This is a genomic window from Sulfitobacter sp. AS92 (assembly GCF_038900015.1).
Lineage (GTDB): Bacteria > Pseudomonadota > Alphaproteobacteria > Rhodobacterales > Rhodobacteraceae > Sulfitobacter.
Genome location: NZ_JBBMQL010000005.1, coordinates 15,723 through 39,376, shown reverse-complemented (window position 1 = coordinate 39,376; position 23,654 = coordinate 15,723). Strand labels below are relative to the sequence as shown.

Here is a 23,654-nt window from a genome sequence, read left to right as displayed (position 1 = left end):
CAGATAGACTGATTGCCAGGACTGTGAAATGGTCTTGGCGCGTTACCTGACGAAAGTGTGCCGATGCCCCGCCCCTGCCCCCGATTGGCCGCTCGTGCGGTCCTGCTCCATGAAAGCCGGTTGCTGCTGGTAAACGCCTATTCCGACAACAGGCTTGGCCTGATGTGTGCGCCCGGTGGCGGGGTAGAGGCCGGAGCGTCGTTACCTGAGAACCTGCGCCGTGAAGTTTTCGAAGAGACCGGTCTGCATATTTCGGTAGGCCAGCCTTGTCTGGTGAATGAATTCCACGACCCGGGCGGCGATTTCCATCAAGTAGATATCTACTTTCGTTGCCATCTCTTGGGCCCGGCTGAAATTGCGCCCAATTGGCGAGACCCCGAGGCCATCGTCACCCGGCACCAATGGGTAACCAAATCCGAACTTGCGCAGGTACCCCATAAGCCAGACAGCCTTGGCGCGGTGGCTTTCGGCCTCGCAGATGCGGCGATTACCTATGATCCGTTGGAGCCGATCTTGCGCTGATCGCCCACGCGATCCCGCCCAACACCAGAACAGTCGCGATGAGTAGGGTAAGACTCAGCGGTTCCCCAAGGATCAGCGCGCCAGCAAAAATCGCAATGATCGGCACACTGAGTTGCGCCACGGCTGCTGTCCCTACGTCGATCCGGGCCAGCACGACATACCACAACGCGTAGCCAAGGCCCGAAGTTATCCCACCGCAGAGCGCACCGAGCAGAAGACCCGATACGCTAAAATACCCGCCCGAAAATGCGGGCAGGATCAGCATGAAAGGCAAGCAAAGCAAAAAGTTTGCTGAAGTTGCGGCCAAAGGATCGCCGGATGTGCGCCCGATGATCGTATATGCAGCCCAGCCGACCCCGGCGAGAACCATAAGCCCAGCCCCCGCGATATCTGTAGAACTCTGCCCATCAGGCCATAGTACAAGCACCAAGCCTGCGAAGGCTGCTGCCGCACCCATTACCTGCCTTGCTGTGGGTGCCGTTCCGGTAAGCGCTGCGTGGGTGAACATGGTTATCTGTACCACGCCGAAAAGAATAAGCGCGCCAAGACCGGCATCCAACGTCATGTAGGCGAGGCTAAAACCAATCATGTAGACGGCAAGGCTCAGCGCCCCGCCAATCCTGTTACGTCGCAAAAGTGGTAACCGCCTTCCCCTTAACGCCACCATCACCGCCAATACCACGGCACCCGCGCCGACCCGAACCAAGGCAAAGCCAGCGGGATCAATATGCCCGCCGTCGACCGCCATCCGTGTCAGAATGGAATTGGCCGCAAAAGCGCACATGGTGAGGGCGGAAAGAAGGAGCAGTTGCATAGCCATCCGATTAGCCTCCAGACTTGGCTGCGCCAAGCACGGAATCTCTTTGGCCTGGCAATCTAAACGGATTGTGATTTTTACCTCCTACGGCTTCACCTGGTTTGCTTGTTTCAAGTCACCTCTTTCCCCGTCCGAACGGGGTCGATAGGCCTGATCCGGCCTTTTTACCTTCCTACTTCGTGACCGTCTGCAATCTCACTTCAACCGTCGTCCCGCGGCCTTTCTGTCCGGAAAAAATTCTGGCAGATCCTTCATAACACCTTGCGATTTTTTGTACGATGGCCAACCCAAGGCCGGACCCTTCAACGTCGTCCCGCGCGCGCAGCGTGGTCATGGGTCTAAAAACCCGGTCATGAAACTCCGGCTGGATACCTGGACCGTCGTCCGAAATGGTCAGTACCAGAGTCGTTCCCTCCATCCGCCCCAATACCTCAACAATACCCGAAAGCTGATCATGATGCTTTACTGCGTTGCCAATCAATGCCGTAAAGAGCGCGTGCAGGTCCTGTTCGCAGATTGAAAATGAATGGCAATTGAACTGTTGGTTGAATCGAAATTCACTTGGCAGCCCCAACTCTTCTAGGGCAGCATCACAGGCATCACGCAAATTGACCTTTTGAACATTGCGACCTTCACCCACACGGGAATAGTGCAGCAAGTCGATCAGCATCCTGTCCAAGCGTTGCGTATGCCGTTTCATCAAGGAAATGGAATCAAGTACTAATGCACTCACTTCTAGCCCAGATTCTTCGAGGTCTTCAGCGATCCACTCAGGAAGTTCTAGTAGCGCCCGGATGGAACTTCGTAGATCGTGGCTTAAAAGATAGATAAACTCTTGCGTATCCACGGCAGCGTTTTGCGGCGGCGCGGTCGAATACGGATCAGTGTGGGGGGTGAGGTTCAACAGCGGTGGTGTCATGTGCTAATAACCAAGACGGCTCCATTGATTACAGTAAATAGATTGAGCATTAATTCGCGGCCCTCGCATCACGCGATATCTCGCAGTAATCGGCGGGCTTCTGGCGGATATTTAACCCGGAGTTGTGCCCATCGCTGTATCTGTTCCGCACGCCCGGCGCGACTTGTAATAAGTTGCCATTTTTGAGCAACTCGGGTTAAGGCCACTTTCGGCGTTACGTCCCCTTGGAGGGCTCTGTCCAGCCCTCTGCCCAAAGTTTGAAAGTACTCCGATTGACCTTTGAGATACAGATCGGGTATCGCCCCTTCGAGTGCCTCGCGCTGCACTTTCAAGAAGGGCTCGGAATAGGCCTTTTGTACACCCGGATCGCTGTAGTGCTCATCGCGGTATGGGTCAAAGAACCCGCCGGGCTGCCGAACAGCAAGCGTTGAAATTGCGGGAGTGGCCGCAAAAAGCGCAAAGAGGTATCCGAGCTCTTTCTGCGTCGAGGCGGTGCTGATCACAAAGCTCCACCCCCAATTGAAATAAGGGGCTGACAGCAATTCACTCCCAACCTTTCCGCCCGGCGTGGGTCCATGTACCATTCGCCCCCGCATCGGTGATTGCAAAGAATTGAGATACTTCTGCGTCCCGCCCCAGCCAATGTTGCAATACACATCGCCCTTTGCATACCGCGCCCAATTTCCGAATAGCCCGAGGCTGGATGTTTCAGGAACCAGACAGTCTGTAATCGCGATCAATTCCTCTAATGCCGCTATACCCGCCTCCTCAGCGATTTGCGGCGTCATATCAGAAGCCAAAGGCCAATAACCTTTGGCATGAAATCTAACCCACCATTCCCAGGCCAGATAACCCGGCGTGCGAAATAACAGCCCCCCATAGCGGCCTTCCGCGGGCGAATGGAAAAACCGAATTTGCCGATCTAATTCCTCCCAAGTTTTTGGAGTGGAAAGAATATAGCCGAAGCGATCTGCATAACGTTTTTGCGCATCCAAATCATTGAGCATTTCGCGGTGGTAAAACATCAAGTAAGCGTCACCATCAGTCTGGAAGCCATACGTCTGACCATCGAACTTATCGCCTTCCTGATAGAGCATCGCGTTCCTAAAACCTTTAGGTTCGTAACGCCCGATATAGTCATCTAAAGCATGGATCGCGCCTGCTGCCACGAGGTCGGCCACGCCGAAAGTTGCCGGTAAGGCAATGTCATATTTCGCTTGACCCAACACGCTATTTAACATCAGTTCAGCATTGATTTGATCGACATGGACCTCTTCCAAATTTATCTGAATACCGGTCTTCTTTGTAAAAGCTGCAGCGACCGGGTCGAGATTGGCTCGAGACCCTTCTGGTAACAAAACAGATAGTGGACGACCGTTGTCGCCAAGTTTACGCGCATCTTCGGCGACCACTATGTCAATTGCCTCCGACCCGAATACCGGGCCGGCAGCCAGCGCTGTAAGACTTGCCCCAAGGCCGAGGGAAAGCCGTCGTCGCGTAAGTTTCTTCCCTCTCAACACGTTATAATCCTCCAGATTTTCGAACCGACAGACGGGATGGCCCGCTGGCGATAAATCAGTTTTAGGTCGGCGGCACTTAACATTGCGTTAATTGGTTCCGGCTATTGATTTTGCATGGTAACGATACTTCCTCTCAGACAACTGCCGCAGCTTTTTGGCAGCCGCATTAGCACCCGCCTTAGGGCGGTGCTTATTCTGGTCGCTGCAATCATTTGCGTGGCAGGGTCAGCCGCTACGATACAAATGCGCTCTGCATTGAGTAGCCATGCCCAATTAAGTCTATCCGCGCTGCCAATGATGGCTCTTTCACAACGAATTGAGCGCTCATTGAATGGCGTCTTCTTACTGATTGAGCAGTTAAACCAGACTGAGTTTGCGGTTTCTCTTGAAACCCTTGAAGAGGATATTTCCACAAAGATCGGTAAGGTTATCAGCTTGCTGGATACCCTTAAAGAGCTGGGAATAGACCAACCACTTTTGACCCAGCTTGAGGAGCGGTTGCAGGTAGCGCAGCGCGCGTCGGCTGCGACGATTCAAAACCGTCGAAAGATGCGGCGTTCAGAAGCCCAAATTATAGAGGCGCTGGACAATATTGAGCGTGTCCAGGAGCAAAGCCATCTAATTATTGATGACCTCGCTTTTCAGCTTTCGGAAAGGTCCGAAGCCCTACTACGCAACGCAGATGGGTTTCCTCCTTCGGACGACGACCCCACTCGAGCGCTTAACCCAAACTTCCCAGACCTTTTGCTAAATGCCATCAATCTTAACGATGTTCGCCTAAGCCTAGATACTTTAATTAGCATTGTTGTCGCGCAAAGGCTGCAAGACAGACCGCCTCAGCTTGAACGAGCGGAGCTTCAGGTAAAGGAGCACCTTCAGGATATCATATCCCGTCTTCCGCGTATTACCGATATAGAAAAGCAGCAGTCCTTGGCACGTCAGATTACCGCGTTGCGTGATGCTCTGCTTGGCCCCGAAAGCGGCTTTTTTGCCCATACCGATGCGCGCCTGCGGTTTCGGAATGGCCTTAGGGCACTGCAGGCTGAGCATTTGCCAATGATCGTTGAACTGTCTGACATGTCCTCCGACCTGACGCAGAATACATTACAACTGGTTGATCGCGCGTCAGAAAACCTTAGCAATGCTATTCACCGGGTCATTTGGATCGTGGGCGCAACAGTTACGATTGCGCTTTTCGCCATTGCTCTTACCAACGGGCTGGTTATCGAGCGGCAATTCAATCGTCGTATCAGAAGGTTAACCAATTCCGTAACGGCCATCGCAGGAGGCGATCTTGATCATCCAATTACCGTCCGAGGCCGCGATGAATTGGGAGAAATGGCGCGTGCTTTGGTTATATTCCGCCGAAATGCGGAAGAACTTCGTCGCTCGAATATTGAGCTAGAGAAGTTTGCCTATGTGGCCGCACATGATCTTCGCTCTCCCCTACGCGCTGTACATGAACTAAGCCTTTGGGTGCTGGAGGATGAGGAAAACGTTCTAAGCGACGAAAGCCGTGAGTATCTCCTGATGTCCCAGCAGCGAATCGATCGCCTCAACCGCTTGCTGAACGATCTACTGGACTATGCACGCGCCGGGCAAGATCAACCTATTCCAGAGCCAGTGAACTTTGCCCGTTTAGTGGCAGAGCAGGCACGCTATATCGATACTGAGGATCGGTTCGATATTAGCTTCACTGGCACGGATCATTTAATTGACGTGCAACTCAGCCCGCTGCAGCAAATTTTGGGCAACCTCATCTCTAACGCAATCAAGCACCATGACCGTGCCCAAGGTGAAATCCATGTCAGCGCTGACGTTGTTGAGGATCGTTTGATCCTGATGGTGCGCGATGACGGTCCCGGAATAGAACTGCGACACCAAAACAAGATATTTGAATTATTCCAGACACTAAGACCGCGCGATGAGGTTGAGGGAAGCGGTCTTGGCCTTGCTATTGTAAGTAAGTTGGCGAGCCACCAGAAGGGCAAAATCACCCTTATATCCGACCCTGTCAAAGGTCGTGGCTCTACCTTTATTGTCGAACTCCCACAAGCACCGCACTCTCACCGCCCTGCTCCGCCGATAGCGGCGGCGGCATGAGGCAAGCCTCGAAGGACTGCTGGATGAAAACTACTGCCGCAAAATTTCTTATCGTTGATGATGACAAGGTCAGCGTGATGGCCATGCAGCGGGCGATGCGAAAATTGAAAATCGTGAACGAAACGGCAGTCTGCCACGACGGCCAACATGCGCTAGAGTTCTTAGCAGAGGAGGTAAAACGGCATGGGCGATTGCCGCCCTATATCATTACACTCGACCTGAATATGCCGCGGATGGGTGGGCTTGAATTTTTGGAAGTCGTCCGGGCCGATCCAGCGCTAGAGCGTATGGTCATTTTTGTCTTTACAACGTCCGATATGCCCACGGATGTTCAATCTGCTTACAACAAGAATGTAGCGGGCTATATTGTGAAGGAGAACCCTTCAGAGACCTTTGCAAATGCGCTCGACATGCTGAATGCCTATGCGCGGATTGTTGAGTTGCCCAATTAAGGGCCAAAAACTAGAGGCGCAAAGATGAAGGTGTCCCCACCAAAGAAAAAGAGGCGCGCCATTTCTGGCACGCCTCCTTATCTTGAGCCATTTGGGCTGGATTACATCATGCCGCCCATGCCGCCCATGCCGCCCATGTCGGGCATGCCGCCGCCGGCACCTTCCTTGGACGGACGGTCAGCGACCATCGCCTCGGTGGTGATCAGCAGACCAGCGATGGAAGCCGCGTCTTGCAGAGCAGTGCGAACAACCTTGGCCGGGTCGATAACGCCGAACTTGAACATGTCGCCATATTCTTCGGTCTGAGCGTTAAAGCCGAACTTCAGGTCGTCGCTTTCGCGGATCTTGCCGGCAACAACCGAACCGTCCACACCAGCGTTCTCAGCGATCTGACGCAGCGGTGCTTCCAGTGCCTTGCGGACGATGGAAATACCGACGTTCTGATCGTTGTTGTCGCCTGTCAGACCTTCGAGCTTTTTGCCCGCCTGAACGAGAGCAACACCACCGCCAACAACGATGCCTTCCTGAACAGCGGCACGTGTCGCGTTCAGTGCATCGTCAACGCGGTCTTTACGCTCTTTCACTTCGACTTCGGTCATGCCGCCGACGCGGATAACAGCAACACCGCCTGCCAGTTTGGCAACGCGCTCTTGCAGCTTCTCACGGTCGTAGTCGGACGTGGTTTCTTCGATCTGGTTGCGGATCTGAGCCACGCGGGCTTCGATCTCGGCCTTCGCGCCAGCGCCGTCAACGACAGTGGTCTCGTCTTTGGTGATCGAAACCTTCTTGGCCGAACCCAGCATGTCCATAGTGACGGACTCAAGCTTCATGCCCAGATCTTCGGAGATCACCTGACCACCTGTCAGAACCGCGAGGTCCTGCAGCATGGCTTTGCGACGGTCACCGAAGCCCGGTGCCTTCACAGCAGCAATCTTCAGACCGCCACGCAGCTTGTTCACGACGAGTGTCGCCAGGGCTTCGCCCTCAACGTCTTCGGCGATGATCAGCAGCGGCTTCTGGGACTGGATCACCTGCTCGAGCAGCGGAACCATCGGCTGAAGGCTCGACAGTTTCTTCTCGTGCAGCAGGATGATTACGTCTTCCAGCTCAACAGTCATCTTGTCGGAGTTGGTGACGAAGTAGGGGGACAGGTAGCCGCGGTCGAACTGCATGCCTTCGACGACGTCGGTCTCTGTTTCCAGACCCTTGTTCTCTTCGACGGTGATAACACCCTCGTTGCCGACCTTCTGCATCGCGTCTGCGATCTGACGGCCGATTTCTTTTTCGCCGTTGGCGGAGATGGTGCCAACCTGCGCGACTTCGTCGCTGTCGGACACGTCACGTGCTGCGGCCTTGATCGCTTCAACGACCCGGGCAGTTGCCAGATCGATGCCGCGCTTAAGGTCCATCGGGTTCATGCCAGCAGCAACCGACTTCATGCCTTCTTTGACGATGGCCTGAGCCAGAACGGTGGCAGTGGTGGTGCCGTCGCCTGCTTCGTCGTTGGTCCGGGAAGCGACTTCCTTGACCATCTGGGCGCCCATGTTTTCGAACTTGTCTTCCAGTTCGATTTCCTTCGCCACGGATACACCGTCTTTAGTGATGCGCGGTGCGCCGAAGGATTTGTCCAGAACCACGTTACGGCCTTTGGGGCCGAGTGTGACTTTCACCGCGTCGGCAAGGATGTTTACACCCTTGAGCATCCGGTTGCGGGCATCGGTGTCAAATTTGACGTCCTTAGCAGCCATGTTGTCTTCTCCTAAAATCTTAGATTGATGTGAGCGTCTTCAAAAGGGTCGGCAAGCCGGGCGGCTTACGCGATGATCCCCATGATGTCGCTTTCTTTCATCATCAGCATTTCTTCGCCTTCGACGGTGACCTCTGTGCCGGACCATTTGCCGAACAGAATTTTGTCGCCGGGTGCGACGGCCATTTCGATCAGCTCGCCGTTGTCCTTGCGTGCGCCGGTGCCCACGGCAACGACTTCACCTTCGGAAGGCTTTTCTTTGGCGGAATCAGGGATGATCAACCCGCCGGCGGTTTTTTCTTCGCTTTCGGTACGCTTTACCAGCACACGGTCATGAAGCGGTTTCAATGCCATCTTTGCAGCTCCTTAAGGCTCAAAGTTACTCTTCCAAGCCACCCCCTCCGGGCGAGGGGTGCAGCCGTTAGCACTCAACCCTTGTGAGTGATAACGAGGCATAGCTAAGCAGCGGTCCGCGTCCTGTCAACAACGGCGTCAAAAAATTTTGCGCGGATTGGAACTATTAACCCGCGCCCAGAATGCGGCCAGCGGTAGCCACAGCCTCTGCCCCCGTTGGGGTCAGGCCATATATACCTTTGCCGACCTTTTCAAACCACCCATAGTGATCGTCACGCATCATGCGGGTTGCCGCCAACACCCCCGTGGCGCGGGCCACATCCGCGCCCTTGCTTGCCCCGGCCTCAAAGAGGAATACCGCCAGCTTCAGTGCGTCTTGACGGTAGGCGGTCACCAGCCCTGCACGGGTCTGACCGCCGTCATTCGGATCCCCTTGCCGCCGGGCGAATTCGCGCAAGAGCAACGCCGCGCGCTTGGCATTCTTGCGCGGCGCATAGGGGCCGGGGTCGCAGTGCACTTCCACCAGCCCATCCGACAGACGCACGGTAATCAGCCCCAACCCCAAACGCCGCGCCAGAGTGACGTTATCCTTTACCGACTTAGCAAAACGCTTGCCGGGTTGGCGCGCCACGGCAAGGTAGACATCATCCGAGACCTTCATCCGTGCGAGACATTGATGAAACAGCGCCAGCGAAAAGCCGAGTTTCAACTCCACCACCACCGGCGGTTCTGCCCCGCGCACCGCCACCACATCTGCGGCGCCGACTTCGGATTTTACAACATAGCCCTGATCTTCAAGGAATGCCTTGATTGGGGGGTAAAGATCGGTCTCACGGGGCTTACTCATGGCGGGCAACTTGCCCCATTGCGCAGCGCTATGCAAAGGGCCGCGTGCGGCTTAGGCTCATGCCATGACCCGCGACGAATTCAACGCCTTTTGCGCCGCCCTGCCCCAGACATCCCACGTTGTGCAATGGGGCAATGCTGACGTCTGGAAAGTCGGCGGCAAGGTCTTTGCGATCTGCGGCTGGGCCGAGGACGCGCCTGCTTTCACCTTCAAAGTGACTGAGCTGGGGTTTGAAGTGCTCTCCGACAGCCCCGGCTTGCGGCCTGCACCCTATCTGGCCTCGCGCGGGCTTAAGTGGATACAGCATTACGCCGAGCCGGGACTGGGTGACGATGGCCTACGGGATCACATCCGCGCCTCCTACGACATGATCGCCGCCGCACTTTCCAGAAAGAAACGGGCGGAACTGGGCCTTTAGGCCCTGCGTGCAATGCCGCAATGCAGCGGGCGCAGGTGACAAGCCTATTGAACCTGCTATAAGGCCCGCAAATCCACCCGAATAGACAGGACCGCCCCATGACAACGCTTGTTTTTGGCCATAAATCCCCCGACACCGACAGCACCGGCAGCCCGATCGTCTGGGCTTGGTATCTTAACGAGATTAAGGGCATCCCCGCCAAACCCGTTCTGCTGGGCGAGCCGAACACCGAAGCGCTGTTCATGCTCGACAAATGGAACCTCGATAAGCCGGAAATCCTGACCGCGCTTGAGGCCGACACCAAGGTTGTCATCGTCGACACCAACAACCCCGTCGAGCTGCCCGCCAACATCAACGAGGCCGACATCACAGGCATCATCGACCACCACCGTTTGGTGGCGGGCTTGGAAACCCGCGGGCCGATTGAGATCAACATCCAGCCGCTCGCCTGCACCGCGACCATTATGTTCAAGATGATCGGCAAAGACTGGGCACAGGCCCCGCGCGGCGTCAAAGCGGCGGCCCTGTCCTGCATCCTGTCCGACACGTTGGAATTCCGCAGCCCGACCACCACGCAAGAAGACCGCGCGATTGCCGAAGATATCGCGCGCGATTTGGGCGTAGACATCAGCGAATATGCGGCCGAAATGTTCGCGGCGAAATCTGATGTGTCGTCCTTTAGCGAGGCTGAACTGCTGCGCATGGACAGCAAGGAATTCGACCTCGACGGCACCAACCTGCGGGTGAGCGTGTTGGAGACCACCTCCCCCGCGCCGCTGCTGGACCGTAAAGACGCGCTAATGGCTGAGATGCCGAAAGTCGCCGAAGCCGACGGTGCCGCACAGGTGCTTCTGTTCATCGTCGACATCCTCAAGGAAGAGGCGACGCTGCTGGTGCCCAACGACATGGTCAAACATATCGCCGAGCAGAGCTTTGGCGCTGAGGTTTCGGGCGACACGGTCGTGCTGCCCGGCGTGATGAGCCGAAAAAAGCAGATCATCCCCAACCTTAAGATGTAAGCCAATCGGGCGGGCCAAGCGCCCGCCCTCGCTTTTTGAAAGGCCGTCCCATGACCCGCATTATCTCAGCCCTGCCCGACGTATCCGATCAATATGACGCGCTGTTCGTCGATCTCTGGGGCTGCGTGCATGACGGGCGCAAGGCGCTGCCTGATGCGGTGGCGGCATTGCAGGCCTATCGCAAAACCGGCGGCAAGGTCGTGCTGGTCACCAACTCCCCCCGCCCGCGCACGGGCGTAGAGAAGCAGTTGCAGCAGTTCGGCGTGCCGAAAGATGCATGGGACAGCATCGCCACCTCCGGCGATTCCGCGCGCTCGGCCATGTTCCGGGGGGCGGTGGGCGAAAAGGTTTGGTTCATCGGCCATCCCGGCGAGCGCAAGTTTTTCGAGCCGCTGACCCTTCTTGAAGACCCAGTAGATATTAAAACTGTCGCATTGGATCAGGCCGAAGGCATTGTCTGCACTGGCCCTATTGATCCGATGGCCGACCCCGACGTGATGCGCCCCGAGTTTGAGCAGGCCATCGCCCGCGGGCTAAAATTGCTCTGTGCCAACCCTGATATTGTGGTGGACCGGGGCGAAGTGCGCGAATGGTGCGCCGGGGCGTTGGCTGCGCTCTATACAAAAATGGGGGGTGAAAGCCTCTACTTTGGTAAGCCACACGGTCCGATCTACGATCTTGCGCGCCGTCGCCTTGCCGCGCTTGATGTCGATAGTCCCGACGACCGTATCCTCGCTATCGGCGACGGCATCCTGACGGACGTCAAAGGCGCGATCGACGAAGGCATTGATTCGCTTTTTATCACCGGTGGTCTGGCGGCTGCGGAAACGGATACCACTCACCAACCCGATGAAGAGAAGCTGAAGTCATACCTCACGCGCGAATCTTCCTCCCCAACCTATGCAATCGGTTTCCTGCGTTAACCTAGTTTTCACTTGATTTTCTGCAGCTGCGAAGTAATAAAGTTGCATCTCAGCGCCTCTCGGCGTCACTTTATTACTAGGGAGCCGTCATGTTGGATAATCTGCCACGCGGGACGATTTGCATCGAAGACATCGAAATTGGGATGACCCGCCATTTGCGCAAAGTCGTGACTGATACTGATATCGAGATGTTTGCGCAGGTCTCCACCGACCATAACCCGGTGCATTTGGATGATGATTATGCTCGTGACACGATCTTCGAGGGTCGCATCGCTCATGGAATGCTGACCGCAGGACTGATCTCAGCCGTGATTGGCGAACAGCTTCCCGGTCACGGCACGATCTACCTCGGACAGTCGCTTAGATTTCTTGCTCCCGTTCGCCCCGGTGACATGGTGCTGGCGGAAGTGACCGTTACCGACATGGATATCCGCAAGCGTCGGGTCAAAATGGATTGCCGCTGTTCGGTCGATGGCAAGCCCGTTCTAGAAGGTGAGGCCACCGTGCTCGCCCCTTCAGCCAAGTTCGACTGACCCTGCAGTTTCGCCCTGCCTGCATCTTGCCCTTGCGCGCAGGCACGGCTAGGCAAGGTCCATGCGGATCATCCGAGATTATCAATTCGTCGACCTGCCCGATCGTGGTGCCACCGCTGCGATTGGCAATTTCGATGGCGTTCACCTTGGCCACCGGTCGGTAATTGAACTGGCACAGCGCGCGGCCCCCGAGGCACCCCTCGGTGTGGTCACCTTTGAACCGCATCCCCGTGAATATTTCGCCCCCGATGCCCCGCCCTTTCGCCTGATGGGCCGCGAGGCCCGCGCACATCGACTGGAGAAGATCGGCGTCGAACGGCTTTTTGAACTGGCATTTAACGGCACACTTGCCAGCCTCAGCCCCGAAGCATTTGCCCGGGATGTGCTGCACGAAGGGCTCGGGCTTGCACATGTGGTGGTCGGCGCTGACTTCTGCTTTGGCAAAGGCCGCGCAGGTACGGCGGGCGATCTGGTGCGCTTCGGCGATCAGTATGGATTTGGCGTCACCATCGCCCCGCTGATGGAGCGTGATGAGCTGACGGTATCCTCGACCGCGATCCGCGAAGCGCTGAGCGGTGGTGAGACCCGCGAAGCGGCTGCCATGCTCGGCCATTGGCACCGCATCGACGGGCCTGTGATCTCAGGCGAACAGCGCGGCCGCGAGCTGGGCTTCCCCACCGCCAATATGTCCATCGATGGGCTGCACCCGCCCGCCTTTGGCGTCTATGCCGTCTTGGTGGATGTGCTGGAGGGGCCGCACAAGGGCAGCTATCACGGTGCGGCCAGCATCGGCGTGCGCCCCATGTTCGGTGAAAACAAAGCCAACCTTGAAACCTATCTCTTTGATTTCAAAGGCGACCTTTATGGCGCGCCGCTCTCGGTCGGACTGGTCGAGCACCTGCGTGGCGAAGAGAAGTTCGACAGTCTTGAGGCACTCATCACCCAGATGGACGCCGATTGCATCCGCGCCCGCGCCATTCTGGAGGCTCTATGAGCGACCCGATCCCCCGCAAGGGCCTGGCTCCGAAATTCTGGGAGCAGAAGCCGCTCAAGGAGATGTCCCAAACCGAGTGGGAAGCGCTTTGTGATGGTTGCGGGAAATGCTGCCTGAACAAACTAGAAGACGAAGACAGCGGCGAAGTGGCCCTCACCCGTGTCGCCTGCCGCCTGCTGGACGATAGCACCTGCCGCTGCGTGCATTACGAGAACCGGCATGAGTTTGTGCCCGACTGCATCGTGCTGCGTCCCGATAACCTTGACACCCACGCTTATTGGATGCCCCAGACCTGCGCCTATCGCCTGCTTTGGGAGGGCAAGCCGCTGCCCGAGTGGCACCCCCTGCTGACCGGCACGCCCGACAGCGTTCACGAGGCCGGAGTCAGCGTGCAATTTGATACCGTGTCCGAATTCGACACCCCGTTCGAGGAATGGGAAGACCATATTATCGAGGAGCCCACCTGATGTTTTTCGCCTCTGACAACGCCGGCCCCGTCCATCCCAAGGTGATGGAGCGCGTGATCGGCGCCAACAGCGATTATGCCATGCCCTACGGCAAAGACCCGATCATGGAAGAGGTACGCGCGCAGATACGTGAGCAATTTGAGGCACCTGAGGCCGCGGTCTATCTTGTTGCAACCGGCACGGCAGCGAATGCGCTGGCGCTGGCCAGCTATTGCCAGCCGTGGCAGACGATCTTTTGCTCCAAAGTCGCGCATATCGAAGAAGACGAATGCAATGCGCCGGAATTCTACAGCGGCGCGGCCAAGCTGACGCTGGTGGAAACGGACGACAAGATGACCCCGGACGCCCTGCGCCGCGCCATCACCGCGCGGGGCCTTGGCGATGTGCACAGCCCGCAGCGCGGCCCGGTGTCGATCACCCAAGTGACCGAGCGCGGCGGGGTCCATAGCCTTGACGAATTGCAGGCACTGACAGCGGTCGCCAAGGAACACGACCTACCCGTCCATATGGACGGCGCGCGTTTTGCCAATGCGCTGGTGGCTTTAGGCTGCACCCCGGCAGAAATGACGTGGAAATCGGGTGTTGATGTTGTCAGCTTCGGCGGGACCAAAAACGGCTGTATGGGTGTTGAGGCGGTGGTGTTTTTCGACCCCCAGAAAGCGTGGGAGTTTGAACTACGTCGCAAACGCGGGGCGCATCTTTTCTCCAAACACCGGTTCCTTTCGGCGCAGATGGCAGGCTACCTCGCGGATGGTGCTTGGCTGGAAACGGCCAAGGCTGCCAATGCCAATGCGGCCTATCTTGCCGAACGGCTGCGCGCGGCGGGGGCGGAATTCCTGCATGAGCCTGCGGCGAACATGATCTTCGCCCGTTTCCCCCGCGCCATCCACCGCAAGCTGCACGAAGCAGGCGCGCGCTATTACCTCTGGGATGGCACGCTGGACGGTGGCGATGACGAGATGCTGGCCGCACGGATGGTCTGCGATTGGTCGATCAGCCGCGACCAGATCGACCAGTTCCTAAGCCACTTCTAAAGGCTTAGGCCAGCGGCACGTCGTTCAAGAAATTGCGGATCGCCTCGGCGACCTCAGCGGCATGGGTGATGGGCACCATATGCCCCGCCCCCTCGACCGAGACCCGCCGCGCCTTTGGCAGGCGGCGCATGAGCGAATCGTTAATCGCATGGGCCGCCTTGGGCGAAGCGCTCCCCTCGACTAGCAGCGCGGGCATCGACGCGCGGTCGAACATGCCCGGCGCCAGCAGCCCGGCGCTGTCTTCGCCAAGGAAGGGTGAAGACGCGGGGATAAATCCAATCCGGTCCACCATATAGGCGCGGGTCGGTTCAGGGATTTGATCCCATTTCGTGCCATCGCCCCAGACCCGGTTGAACAGCCGCGCAGCGGTTTCTTTGTCGCCCTCGGCCAATGCAGCCTCGAAAGCCGCGTTCTGGTCGTTGTATTCCTCCATCGCGTCCGGATCATCCTGCTTGGCTGCGGCGAAATAGACCGGCTCAATCAAGGTAATGCTACGCACCAATTCGGGGTGTTCGATCGCAAGACGCAGCGCCACAGTCGCACCAAAAGAATGGCCGATCAGGTCCATCGGCGCTTCGAGCAGGCTCAGCGCCATGTCGGTCGCTACATCGTGGATATTGCCCTGCCCGTCCCAATCGCCAGAACGTCCGTGCATCGGCAGATCGAAGGCCCGCAGGGTCAGCTCGTCCGACAGGGCGGCCCCAATGCCGCGCCAAGCACCGGAATGCGCCAACGAGCAATGGATCGCCAAAGCCGGACGCGGGCCGTGACCGAAACGGCGCGCGTTGGTCTCTGGGATCACAGCTTACCCCCGAGGTGCAGGTCAAGGTCTTCCAACCGATCCTGCCCCCAGAATTCTTGATCTCCGACGATATAGAAGGGTGCACCGAAAACGCCCTGCGCCACAGCCTCTTCAAGGTTCGCCGAATAGGTCTCGGCGCCCTGCAACAAACCGCTGTTCGCCAAGTCGGGGTCAAATCCAGCCTCTTCCAGACAAGCACGCACGACATCGTCATGGCCGATGTCCTTTTCCTCGGCCCAAACGGCGCGGGTGATGGCATGGGTCAGCTTGCCCAGATCACCGCCACCAGCGTTCTGCGCGGCGATCACGGCATAGGCCGCGGGCGCGCCATTCGTAGGCCAATGCGCGGGCTTGAGGTTGAAGGGCAAATTCAGTTTGCGCGCCTGACGCGGCAAATCCTGCGCACGGTACTCATTGCGGCTGGGATGACGCTCGGCTGGGGGCAAACCACCTGTCCGCGGGAAGGCCGCGACGATGTCGAACGGCTTGTAAACGATCTCGGCCCCATGCTTTTTAGCAATCTCCTCAAGCCGATTCCCGGCGAGGTAGCAATAGGGTGACAGGGTCGCGAAAAAATAGTCGATCCGGGCCATTTGAGTCTCCTTCGAGGGCGGTGCAGCTTTGCCCGACCGTAAGCGCATGCTAAGCGGTGTCAACGTCACGAATCTGCAACCTACCGCTGCTCCGGAGCCCCTATGCCACGCACTTCAGAACCTAAGCTGATCTCAGGCAATGCCAATATGCCGCTTGCCAAGGCCATCGCCCGGCGCATGTCGCTGCATCGCGGCGTTAACGTGGGGCTCGTCGATGCACGGGTCGAGCGGTTTAACGATGGTGAAATCTTCGTCGAGGTGTACGAAAACGTGCGCGGCGAGGATATGTTCATCATCCAGCCCACGTCGAACCCGGCCAATGATAACCTGATGGAACTGATGATCATGGCCGACGCGCTGCGCCGGTCCTCGGCTGCCCGCGTGACGGCCGTGCTGCCCTACTTCGGCTATGCCCGTCAGGACCGCCGCACCAAGGCTCGGACGCCGATCACCGCCAAGATGGTCGCCAATATGCTGACCGGTAGCGGCATTGAGCGGATCCTGACGATGGACCTGCACGCGGCACAGATTCAGGGGTTCTTCGACATCCCGGTCGACAACCTCTATGCCTCACCGATCTTTGCGCTCGATATCAAAGACACCTTCAAAGACCGCATGGATGAATTGATGGTCGTCAGCCCTGACGTGGGCGGCGTGGCCCGTGCGCGTGAGCTGGCCAAGCGCATCAACTCGCCCCTGTCGATCGTCGACAAGCGCCGCGAAAAGGCGGGCGAAGTGGCTGAGATGACCGTGATTGGCGACGTGAAGGGCAAGACCTGCCTGATCGTCGACGACATCTGCGACACCGCTGGCACGCTTTGCAAAGCTGCTGAAGTGCTGCTGGAGAATGGTGCCAAGGAAGTGCATTCCTACATCACACACGGCGTTATGTCCGGCCCAGCGGTTGAGCGGGTTGAGAACTCAGTCATGAAATCGCTGGTTATTACCGACAGCATCGCGCCGACTGCTGCGATCAAAAAAGCACCGAATATCCGCATCGTGCCGACTGCGCCGATGTTTGCCCAAGCAATCCTGAACATCTGGAACGGCACCTCCGTCTCTTCGCTGTTTGAGGCAGAGACACTTGGTCCAATCTATGACGGAATGTATGCTGCAAGCTAAGCTGCGCGCTGCGATCTAGGGGCGGCCTTCACGGGCTGCCCCACCCTGCTAAGCCTCGCTTAGCCGACGACCCAGTCGTCCTCTTCCCCCACAGCACCAATCGCCGTCCAAGCCAAGCGCACCCGTGCGACGCGGGTGTCGCCCCAGGTGCGAAACACCATATCAAAACCCGCTTCAGTTACCGCCTCAGCACTGATGTCCGCGCGGGTGACGGTACTGGCGTCAATGTCCCATAGCGACATGTTAACCTGAACATGGGGCGGCTCGCGGAAGGGTTCTGAAAAGGTGATCCGGCGACGGCGCTCGCGCTGGCCCCTGCCCGTCCACATCGGCCCACCGTCCTCATAGTCCGAGAACAGCATGACGTCGCCGCTGTCCAGACCGATGGTATGGCTGCGCAGTCGTTTCATGTTTCGGATGTGTTTGATTTGGCTCTCATGGCGCGATGATGCCGCAGGAGCCAGAGGCTTAAAAGCAAAAAGCCCCGCCGAGGCGGGGCTTTTTAGAAGCTTTCAAAGCATTACAGGTTGGGCTGCTTGCTCGACAGTCCGATATGATCGCCAACGGCAACCATGTCGGCCAGAAGCTTGGCCGCATCATCCACGGGACCGGGCTCGTTTTCCCAGTTGTCCTTGGCGCGGGCGTAGACGGAATGTGCCTCCGCCACCATGCTGTCCATCTGCTCCTGCGTCATGTCGGCGCGTGCCACGGCACGTTCCGCCAGCACAGACACGCCGCCCTGACCGCCGATCTCGGCGAAGCCGCCGGTCACGACATACTCGGACGTGCCCTCCGGCCCTTCAACGCGCAGAAGGCCCGGACGCAGGGTGGTGATGGTGGGCGCATGATCGGCCATGGCCGTCATGTCGCCCTCAGTGCCCGGAATCTGCACGGCTGTCACCTGCATCGATGCCAGCCGCCGTTCCGGCGAAACGAGGTCGAATTGCATTGTGTCTGCCATTGTCAGCGCTCCTTAAGCGGCGTCTGCCGCCATTTTCTCGGCTTTCGCCTTCACGTCTTCGATGCCACCAACCATATAGAAGGCACCCTCGGGCAGGTGATCGTATTCACCGGCAACCACGGCCTTGAAGGACGCGATTGTTTCTTCCAGCGGCACCTGAACACCGTCGGAACCAGTAAAGACTTTCGCCACGTCGAAGGGCTGGCTGAGGAAACGCTCGATCTTACGGGCGCGTGCCACGGTCAGTTTATCTTCTTCGCTCAGTTCATCCATGCCGAGAATGGCGATGATGTCCTGAAGCGATTTGTAGCGCTGAAGCACCTGCTGCACGTCTGTCGCCACCTTGTAGTGCTCGTCGCCGATGATCAGCGGGTCGAGCAGACGCGAGGTGGAGCCAAGCGGGTCAACCGCAGGGTAAATGCCCTTTTCCGAGATCGAACGGTCAAGAACCGTTGTCGCGTCGAGGTGGGCAAAGGAGGTCGCAGGCGCCGGGTCGGTAAGGTCATCCGCAGGGACGTAAACGGCCTGAACGGAGGTGATCGAACCAGATTTGGTCGAAGCAATACGCTCCTGCATCACGCCCATGTCGGTCGCCAGCGTTGGCTGGTAGCCCACAGCCGAAGGAATACGACCCAGCAGAGCGGACACTTCGGAACCGGCCTGTGTGAAGCGGAAGATGTTGTCGACGAAAAACAGAACGTCGGAACCGGATTCGTCGCGGAACTGCTCGGCCAGTGTCAGGCCGGTCAGGGCGATCCGCATCCGCGCACCGGGAGGTTCGTTCATCTGGCCGTAAACCAGCGCAATTTTCGAATCGACGAGGTTGTCAGGAACAATAACGCCGGATTCGATCATCTCGTGGTAAAGGTCGTTACCTTCACGGGTACGCTCACCCACGCCCGCGAAAACGGACAGACCGGAGTGCACTTTGGCGATGTTGTTGATCAGTTCCATGATGAGAACTGTCTTGCCCACGCCGGCACCGCCGAAGAGACCAATTTTACCACCCTTGGTGTAGGGGGCCAGCAGGTCGATGACCTTGATGCCTGTCACGAGGATCTGTGTCTCGGTCGACTGCTCGGCGAACTCGGGCGCGTCGCCGTGGATCGCACGAGTGGCTTCGGAGTTTACTGGACCTTTTTCGTCAACCGCGTCGCCAGTGACGTTCATGATGCGGCCCAGGGTCGCGGTGCCGACGGGCACGCGGATCTGGTCGCCAGTGTCGTTCACGGCTTGACCGCGGACGAGACCTTCGGTGGCGTCCATCGCGATTGCGCGAACTGTGTTTTCGCCAAGGTGCTGCGCCACTTCGAGAACCAGCGTTTTGCCCTGGTTCTGAGTGTGCAACGCGTTGAGGATCTCCGGCAGGTCGCCTTCGAATTGAACGTCAACGACAGCGCCGATGACCTGTGTGATTTTACCGACAGCATTTGCCATGTCGTTTCTCCGATTTGCTTACAGCGCTTCCGCGCCGGAAATGATTTCGATCAGCTCGTTGGTGATGACAGCCTGACGCGAGCGGTTGTACTGGATGGTCAGCTTGTCGATCATCTCACCCGCGTTGCGTGTTGCGTTGTCCATCGCCGACATACGCGCACCCTGTTCGGACGCGCCATTCTCCAGCAGAGCCGAGAAGATCGCCGTGGCGACCCCGCGCGGCAGAAGATCGGCCAAAACCGCCTCTTCGCTGGGTTCATAGTCGAACAATGTGGACGCACCGCTGTCTTCGCCGTCTTCGGCTTCGAACTTGGCCGGGATGATCTGCTGCGCCGTCGGCGTCTGCATCACCACGTTCACGAACTTCGCATAGAAGATCGTCGCCACGTCGAATTCGCCCCCGTCGAACCGGTTCAGGACGTCCTGCGCGATCTTCTGCGCGTCGCCATAGCCGATCTTTTTGACGTCACTAAGGTCAACATGGCCGACCAAATGGTTGCCCATGTCACGACGCAGCGCATCACGGCCTTTTTTACCAACGGTGAGGATTTTCACCTCTTTGCCCTGGGCCAGCAACTCACGCGCATGGGCTTTCGCCTTCTTTGCGATGTTGCTGTTGAAGCCGCCGCACAGCCCGCGTTCGGCGGTCATGACCACCAGCAGATGCACTTTGTCTTCACCCGTGCCGCTGAGCAGCTTGGGCGCGCTGTCGGAGCCGCCGACGCTGGCCGCGAGCCCTGCCATCACGGCATTGAACCGCTCAGTATAGGGACGCGAAGCCTCGGCAGCCTCCTGCGCGCGGCGAAGTTTCGCCGCGGCAACCATTTGCATGGCCTTGGTGATCTTGCGGGTCGATTTGACCGACGCGATCCTGTTCTTCAGGTCCTTGAGATTTGGCATTGCCTTATCTCCCGTTTAAGCGAAGTCGGCGGCGAAACCGTCAATGGCGGCTTTGATCTTCTCTTCCAACTCGCCTTTGACCTTGCGGTCATTGTTGGTGATGTCCTTGAGAAGGTCGTCATGCTTGCTGCGCAGATGCGCCAGCAGGCCCGCTTCGAAGCGGCCAACGTCGTTCAAGTCCACCTTGTCGAGATAGCCGTGTGTACCAGCGTAGATCACGCAGACGATTTCCGAGTTGGTCAGCGGCGCGTACTGCGGCTGCTTCATCAGTTCGGTCAAACGCGCACCACGGTTCAGCAGCTGCTGTGTCGAGGCGTCGAGGTCGGAACCAAACTGAGCAAAGGCCGCCATTTCGCGGTACTGAGCCAGCGACAGTTTCACCGGGCCAGCAACGCTCGACATCGCCTTGGTCTGAGCCGAGGAGCCAACACGCGACACCGACAGACCGGTGTTCACAGCAGGACGGATGCCCTGATAGAACAGTTCGGTTTCCAAGAAGATCTGACCGTCGGTGATCGAGATCACGTTGGTCGGAATAAACGCGGACACGTCGCCACCTTGGGTTTCGATGATCGGCAGAGCCGTCAGCGAGCCGTTGCCAGCCTCGTCACCAAGCTTCGCGGAACGCTCAAGCAGGCGGGAGTGGAGATAGAAAACGTCGCCCGGGTAAGCTTCGCGGCCCGGTGGGCGGCGCAGCAGCAGGGACATCTGACGGTAGGACACGGCCTGCTTGGAGAGGTCATCATAGATGATCAGCGCGTGGCGGCCGTTGTCGCGGAAGTGTTCTGCCATCGCGGTCGCGGCGTAGGGCGCGAGGAACTGCATCGGTGCAGGCTCGGACGCGGTTGCGGCCACGACGATGGAGTAGTCAATCGCGCCGGTTTCTTCGAGCTTTTTCACAAGCTGAGCAACGGTCGAACGCTTCTGGCCGATGGCGACATACACGCAGTACATCTTCTTGCCTTCGTCGTCGCCAGCAGCGGCGTTAACCTGCGCTTGGTTCAGCATCGCGTCGAGGGCGACTGCTGTTTTACCGGTCTGACGGTCACCAATGATCAGCTCACGCTGGCCACGGCCGATTGGGATCATCGCGTCAACGGACTTGAGGCCAGTTGCCATCGGCTCATGAACCGATTTACGCGGGATGATGCCGGGCGCTTTGACGTCGGCGATGCCGCGCTTGGTGGCGCCGATGGGGCCTTTGCCGTCGATGGGGTTGCCCAGACCGTCAACAACGCGGCCCAGCAGTTCGTCACCGATTGGCACGTCCACGATGGAGTTGGTGCGCTTGACGGTGTCGCCTTCTTTGATGTCACGGTCGGAACCGAAGATAACAACACCCACGTTGTCAGCTTCGAGGTTCAGGGCCATGCCCTGAATACCACCGGGGAATTCGACCATCTCGCCGGCCTGAACGTTGTCCAGACCATAGACGCGGGCGATACCGTCACCGACGGAGAGAACGCGGCCCACTTCGGCGACTTCGGTTTCCTGACCGAAATCCTTGATCTGGTCCTTCAGGATCGCAGAAATCTCTGCTGCTTGGATACCCATTTATCCGACCTCTTTCATTACATTCTGGAGGGAATTGAGCTTGGAACGGATCGACGTATCGATCATTTTCGAGCCCACTTTGACAACAAGACCGCCGATGAGGCTTTCATCAACGGTCGCATGAAGTGATACTTTTTTGCCGGTGGAGGCATTGAGCGACTTGGTCAGCTTGTCCGACTGCGTCTTGGTCAGCGCCTTGGCCGATGTAACGTCTGCGGTGATCTCGCCCTTGGCTTCGGCAATTGTCTCGCGCAGCGCCTTGACCAGCGCGGGCAGCACAAACAAACGGCGCTTTTGCGCCATCAGTGCCAGCGTGTTCGCCATGGTCTTGGTCAGGCCCATCTTGTCGGCCAGCACCTTGATCGCCTGCGCCTGCTGATCGCGCGTGTAGAGCGGCGAAGAGATCAGGCGGCGAAAGTCGTCGCTGTCGTTCAATGCCGCTTCAAGTGCGGTAAGATCGCCCTCGATGGCATCGACCTGATTGGCCTCGCGGGCCAGATCATACACGGCTGTCGCGTAGCGTTCCGCGATGCCGGTGGAAATGGAAGCAGGTTCGGACACGTCCATCCTCTCGTTCAATAAGCGCCGGATATGCGAAGATGTCGCGTCACCAGCAGTTGGCGCGGCTTGAAGTTACCCAAGACGTCTAAATCAGGGGCGATGTAGCAGACAGGTTCACGCCCGGCAACACAGTATAGGCAGGTAATGTTCCCGCGCGCTGCAATATTGCAAGGCTTGCAACATACAGCGGCCCTTTGCCGCAGAAGATTGCAGCCTTTCCGGTCAAACCCGCGGGCCGAGAACGAATCCTGACGCCCGGAACGCTTCGTCCAAGCCCACAAGGCTTAGACTGGCTTTGCCTGTGGCTCGGCGATACCTTCCAACACCCCGATCGCGCGCCGCGCGGTGCTGCGCTGCGGGCGGCCCCGCGGTGGATAGACCAGTTTTGTCGCTTCAACCAAGATCGCGCCGCCGCCCATCATTGTTGGCATCTGGCGACCAACTTTCTCAAATAATGGGGCGGATTTCATCCAGATTCGCTGCTGTGACGGGAATTGGAACAGCGCCCCAAGGTGCCGCTCGGGGAGGAACTGATGCTTACGCAGCTGCGTTTCCAGCTGTCCCGGCGAATAGGGCCGCCCATAGCCGAATGGCGTGCGATCCCGCCGCGCCCACATACCTGCCCGGTTCGGCACGATGAACAGCGCCTTACCCCCCGGCCCCAGCACCCGCCAGCATTCGTCCAGCAATTCACTGGGCCGCTCCGAGGTCTCAAGCCCATGCATCAGCACCAGCTTGTCCACCGCCCCCGTCTCTACCGGCCAAAGCGTTTCCTCGGTCAGCACCGAGGTATTGGGCATCCCCGCAGGCCAAGGCATCACCCCCTGCGGCCCGGGCATCAAGACCATCACGCGCCGGGCATCTGCCAGATAGGGCCGCAGCAGGGGTGCTGCAAAGCCAAAGCCGACGACGGTCTGGCCCTTCGCCTCGGGCCAAAGCTCCAACAACCGCCCGCGCAGAGATTTCTGCGCCGCACGCCCCAACGCGCTGCGATAATAGAAATTGCGCAGATCCTGTACATCAAGATGCATTGCAGCCCGCCTTGGTGAGTGTCA

26 protein-coding genes are annotated in these 23,654 nt (G+C 58.2%); 11 read left to right on the top strand and 15 right to left on the bottom strand.

Features of this window, described 5'->3' with window-relative positions; all coding sequences use genetic code 11:
* Positions 1-63 precede the first annotated feature (63 nt).
* Entirely contained in the window at positions 64-522 is a 459-nt protein-coding gene (locus WNY61_RS10880) for an NUDIX domain-containing protein (protein WP_342851469.1), read from the top strand.
* On the opposite strand, the gene WNY61_RS10875 is transcribed toward WNY61_RS10880, so the two are convergent.
* The 3 genes from WNY61_RS10875 to WNY61_RS10865 form a co-directional block, all read right to left on the bottom strand.
* Positions 488-1,336: a DMT family transporter gene (locus WNY61_RS10875; RefSeq protein WP_342851468.1), complete on the bottom strand. Its 849-nt coding sequence runs from the start codon at positions 1,334-1,336 to the stop codon at positions 488-490. The genes WNY61_RS10880 and WNY61_RS10875 overlap by 35 nt on opposite strands.
* A gap of 175 nt (positions 1,337-1,511) precedes the next feature.
* On the bottom strand, positions 1,512-2,258 hold the full coding sequence (locus WNY61_RS10870; RefSeq protein WP_342851467.1) for a HAMP domain-containing sensor histidine kinase: 747 nt from the start codon (positions 2,256-2,258) through the stop codon (positions 1,512-1,514).
* A gap of 68 nt (positions 2,259-2,326) precedes the next feature.
* Positions 2,327-3,670, bottom strand: a complete 1,344-nt coding sequence (locus tag WNY61_RS10865; protein ID WP_342851466.1) for an extracellular solute-binding protein — start codon at positions 3,668-3,670, stop codon at positions 2,327-2,329.
* Between the two features lie 222 nt (positions 3,671-3,892).
* Between WNY61_RS10865 and WNY61_RS10860 the strand changes: the two genes are divergently transcribed.
* Positions 3,893-5,881, top strand: a complete 1,989-nt coding sequence (locus WNY61_RS10860; RefSeq protein ID WP_342851465.1) for an ATP-binding protein — start codon at positions 3,893-3,895, stop codon at positions 5,879-5,881.
* A gap of 23 nt (positions 5,882-5,904) precedes the next feature.
* Positions 5,905-6,333: a response regulator gene (locus WNY61_RS10855; protein ID WP_342851464.1), complete on the top strand. Its 429-nt coding sequence runs from the start codon at positions 5,905-5,907 to the stop codon at positions 6,331-6,333.
* A 101-nt stretch (positions 6,334-6,434) separates the two neighbouring features.
* Here the strand turns inward: WNY61_RS10855 and groL are convergent, their stop codons facing one another.
* The 3 genes from groL to WNY61_RS10840 form a co-directional block, all read right to left on the bottom strand.
* Entirely contained in the window at positions 6,435-8,081 is a 1,647-nt protein-coding gene (groL, locus tag WNY61_RS10850; protein ID WP_342851463.1) for a chaperonin GroEL, read from the bottom strand.
* A gap of 65 nt (positions 8,082-8,146) precedes the next feature.
* Entirely contained in the window at positions 8,147-8,434 is a 288-nt protein-coding gene (gene groES / locus WNY61_RS10845; RefSeq protein WP_007119008.1) for a co-chaperone GroES, read from the bottom strand.
* A 166-nt stretch (positions 8,435-8,600) separates the two neighbouring features.
* A complete protein-coding gene (locus tag WNY61_RS10840; RefSeq protein ID WP_342851462.1) occupies positions 8,601-9,281 on the bottom strand; it encodes a DUF2161 family putative PD-(D/E)XK-type phosphodiesterase in 681 nt (226 codons plus the stop codon).
* A 64-nt stretch (positions 9,282-9,345) separates the two neighbouring features.
* Here WNY61_RS10840 and WNY61_RS10835 point away from each other — a divergent pair, with 64 nt between their 5' ends.
* The 7 genes from WNY61_RS10835 to WNY61_RS10805 all read left to right on the top strand — a co-directional run bounded on the left by WNY61_RS10835 (position 9,346) and on the right by WNY61_RS10805 (position 14,669).
* Complete coding sequence (locus WNY61_RS10835) at positions 9,346-9,699, top strand: MmcQ/YjbR family DNA-binding protein (RefSeq protein ID WP_342851461.1); 354 nt, start codon at positions 9,346-9,348, stop codon at positions 9,697-9,699.
* Positions 9,700-9,797: 98 nt separating this feature from the next.
* The gene (locus WNY61_RS10830) at positions 9,798-10,718 is read left to right on the top strand and encodes a manganese-dependent inorganic pyrophosphatase (protein ID WP_342851460.1); all 921 of its coding nucleotides are present in this window, start codon (positions 9,798-9,800) and stop codon (positions 10,716-10,718) included.
* Positions 10,719-10,768: 50 nt separating this feature from the next.
* Positions 10,769-11,641, top strand: coding sequence for a TIGR01459 family HAD-type hydrolase (locus WNY61_RS10825; RefSeq protein ID WP_342851459.1), 873 nt, complete (start codon positions 10,769-10,771; stop codon positions 11,639-11,641).
* A gap of 89 nt (positions 11,642-11,730) precedes the next feature.
* Complete coding sequence (locus tag WNY61_RS10820) at positions 11,731-12,174, top strand: MaoC family dehydratase (protein ID WP_007119003.1); 444 nt, start codon at positions 11,731-11,733, stop codon at positions 12,172-12,174.
* A 61-nt stretch (positions 12,175-12,235) separates the two neighbouring features.
* Complete coding sequence (locus WNY61_RS10815; RefSeq protein ID WP_342851458.1) at positions 12,236-13,168, top strand: bifunctional riboflavin kinase/FAD synthetase; 933 nt, start codon at positions 12,236-12,238, stop codon at positions 13,166-13,168.
* Entirely contained in the window at positions 13,165-13,635 is a 471-nt protein-coding gene (locus WNY61_RS10810; RefSeq protein ID WP_342851457.1) for a YcgN family cysteine cluster protein, read from the top strand. The genes WNY61_RS10815 and WNY61_RS10810 overlap by 4 nt, the downstream gene beginning before the upstream one ends.
* On the top strand, positions 13,635-14,669 hold the full coding sequence (locus tag WNY61_RS10805) for a low specificity L-threonine aldolase (RefSeq protein ID WP_342851456.1): 1,035 nt from the start codon (positions 13,635-13,637) through the stop codon (positions 14,667-14,669). Before WNY61_RS10810 ends, WNY61_RS10805 begins: the two co-directional genes overlap by 1 nt.
* A gap of 4 nt (positions 14,670-14,673) precedes the next feature.
* Here WNY61_RS10805 and WNY61_RS10800 read toward each other — a convergent pair whose 3' ends face one another.
* Positions 14,674-15,471 carry an alpha/beta hydrolase gene (locus WNY61_RS10800; RefSeq protein WP_342851455.1) on the bottom strand — a complete coding sequence of 266 codons (798 nt, stop codon included), beginning with the start codon at positions 15,469-15,471 and terminating at the stop codon, positions 14,674-14,676.
* On the bottom strand, positions 15,468-16,064 hold the full coding sequence (locus WNY61_RS10795) for a 2-hydroxychromene-2-carboxylate isomerase (RefSeq protein WP_342851454.1): 597 nt from the start codon (positions 16,062-16,064) through the stop codon (positions 15,468-15,470). The genes WNY61_RS10800 and WNY61_RS10795 overlap by 4 nt, the downstream gene beginning before the upstream one ends.
* 102 nt (positions 16,065-16,166) lie before the next feature.
* On the opposite strand from WNY61_RS10795, the gene WNY61_RS10790 reads away from it, so the two are divergent.
* Entirely contained in the window at positions 16,167-17,186 is a 1,020-nt protein-coding gene (locus WNY61_RS10790) for a ribose-phosphate pyrophosphokinase (protein ID WP_342851453.1), read from the top strand.
* Between the two features lie 59 nt (positions 17,187-17,245).
* Here the strand turns inward: WNY61_RS10790 and WNY61_RS10785 are convergent, their stop codons facing one another.
* The 7 genes from WNY61_RS10785 to WNY61_RS10755 form a co-directional block, all read right to left on the bottom strand.
* A complete protein-coding gene (locus WNY61_RS10785) occupies positions 17,246-17,596 on the bottom strand; it encodes an H-type lectin domain-containing protein (RefSeq protein ID WP_342851452.1) in 351 nt (116 codons plus the stop codon).
* 110 nt (positions 17,597-17,706) lie between these two features.
* Positions 17,707-18,147, bottom strand: a complete 441-nt coding sequence (locus WNY61_RS10780; protein WP_342851451.1) for a F0F1 ATP synthase subunit epsilon — start codon at positions 18,145-18,147, stop codon at positions 17,707-17,709.
* A gap of 12 nt (positions 18,148-18,159) precedes the next feature.
* Positions 18,160-19,584 (bottom strand): F0F1 ATP synthase subunit beta, encoded by a 1,425-nt coding sequence (atpD, locus tag WNY61_RS10775; protein ID WP_342851450.1) that lies wholly within the window; start codon positions 19,582-19,584, stop codon positions 18,160-18,162.
* Positions 19,585-19,602: 18 nt separating this feature from the next.
* Entirely contained in the window at positions 19,603-20,484 is an 882-nt protein-coding gene (locus WNY61_RS10770) for a F0F1 ATP synthase subunit gamma (RefSeq protein WP_342851449.1), read from the bottom strand.
* 15 nt (positions 20,485-20,499) lie between these two features.
* On the bottom strand, positions 20,500-22,038 hold the full coding sequence (gene atpA, locus WNY61_RS10765; protein WP_007118992.1) for a F0F1 ATP synthase subunit alpha: 1,539 nt from the start codon (positions 22,036-22,038) through the stop codon (positions 20,500-20,502).
* Entirely contained in the window at positions 22,039-22,599 is a 561-nt protein-coding gene (locus tag WNY61_RS10760) for a F0F1 ATP synthase subunit delta (protein ID WP_342851448.1), read from the bottom strand.
* 284 nt (positions 22,600-22,883) lie between these two features.
* Positions 22,884-23,630, bottom strand: coding sequence for a methyltransferase domain-containing protein (locus WNY61_RS10755; protein WP_007118990.1), 747 nt, complete (start codon positions 23,628-23,630; stop codon positions 22,884-22,886).
* Between the last annotated feature and the right edge of the window lie 24 nt (positions 23,631-23,654).

Excerpts from the sequence above, each read along its gene's own strand:
- WNY61_RS10880 (WP_342851469.1), top strand. The coding sequence starts at position 64 with ATGCCCCGCCCCTGCCCCCGATTGGCCGCTCGTGCGGTCCTGCTCCAT.
- WNY61_RS10875 (WP_342851468.1), bottom strand. The coding sequence starts at position 1,336 with ATGCAACTGCTCCTTCTTTCCGCCCTCACCATGTGCGCTTTTGCGGCC.
- WNY61_RS10870 (WP_342851467.1), bottom strand. The coding sequence starts at position 2,258 with ATGACACCACCGCTGTTGAACCTCACCCCCCACACTGATCCGTATTCG.
- WNY61_RS10860 (WP_342851465.1), top strand. The coding sequence starts at position 3,893 with ATGGTAACGATACTTCCTCTCAGACAACTGCCGCAGCTTTTTGGCAGC.
- WNY61_RS10855 (WP_342851464.1), top strand. The coding sequence starts at position 5,905 with ATGAAAACTACTGCCGCAAAATTTCTTATCGTTGATGATGACAAGGTC.
- groL (WP_342851463.1), bottom strand. The coding sequence starts at position 8,081 with ATGGCTGCTAAGGACGTCAAATTTGACACCGATGCCCGCAACCGGATG.
- groES (WP_007119008.1), bottom strand. The coding sequence starts at position 8,434 with ATGGCATTGAAACCGCTTCATGACCGTGTGCTGGTAAAGCGTACCGAA.
- WNY61_RS10840 (WP_342851462.1), bottom strand. The coding sequence starts at position 9,281 with ATGAGTAAGCCCCGTGAGACCGATCTTTACCCCCCAATCAAGGCATTC.
- WNY61_RS10835 (WP_342851461.1), top strand. The coding sequence starts at position 9,346 with ATGACCCGCGACGAATTCAACGCCTTTTGCGCCGCCCTGCCCCAGACA.
- WNY61_RS10830 (WP_342851460.1), top strand. The coding sequence starts at position 9,798 with ATGACAACGCTTGTTTTTGGCCATAAATCCCCCGACACCGACAGCACC.
- WNY61_RS10825 (WP_342851459.1), top strand. The coding sequence starts at position 10,769 with ATGACCCGCATTATCTCAGCCCTGCCCGACGTATCCGATCAATATGAC.
- WNY61_RS10820 (WP_007119003.1), top strand. The coding sequence starts at position 11,731 with ATGTTGGATAATCTGCCACGCGGGACGATTTGCATCGAAGACATCGAA.
- WNY61_RS10815 (WP_342851458.1), top strand. The coding sequence starts at position 12,236 with ATGCGGATCATCCGAGATTATCAATTCGTCGACCTGCCCGATCGTGGT.
- WNY61_RS10810 (WP_342851457.1), top strand. The coding sequence starts at position 13,165 with ATGAGCGACCCGATCCCCCGCAAGGGCCTGGCTCCGAAATTCTGGGAG.
- WNY61_RS10805 (WP_342851456.1), top strand. The coding sequence starts at position 13,635 with ATGTTTTTCGCCTCTGACAACGCCGGCCCCGTCCATCCCAAGGTGATG.
- WNY61_RS10795 (WP_342851454.1), bottom strand. The coding sequence starts at position 16,064 with ATGGCCCGGATCGACTATTTTTTCGCGACCCTGTCACCCTATTGCTAC.
- WNY61_RS10790 (WP_342851453.1), top strand. The coding sequence starts at position 16,167 with ATGCCACGCACTTCAGAACCTAAGCTGATCTCAGGCAATGCCAATATG.
- WNY61_RS10785 (WP_342851452.1), bottom strand. The coding sequence starts at position 17,596 with ATGAAACGACTGCGCAGCCATACCATCGGTCTGGACAGCGGCGACGTC.
- WNY61_RS10780 (WP_342851451.1), bottom strand. The coding sequence starts at position 18,147 with ATGGCAGACACAATGCAATTCGACCTCGTTTCGCCGGAACGGCGGCTG.
- atpD (WP_342851450.1), bottom strand. The coding sequence starts at position 19,584 with ATGGCAAATGCTGTCGGTAAAATCACACAGGTCATCGGCGCTGTCGTT.
- WNY61_RS10770 (WP_342851449.1), bottom strand. The coding sequence starts at position 20,484 with ATGCCAAATCTCAAGGACCTGAAGAACAGGATCGCGTCGGTCAAATCG.
- atpA (WP_007118992.1), bottom strand. The coding sequence starts at position 22,038 with ATGGGTATCCAAGCAGCAGAGATTTCTGCGATCCTGAAGGACCAGATC.
- WNY61_RS10755 (WP_007118990.1), bottom strand. The coding sequence starts at position 23,630 with ATGCATCTTGATGTACAGGATCTGCGCAATTTCTATTATCGCAGCGCG.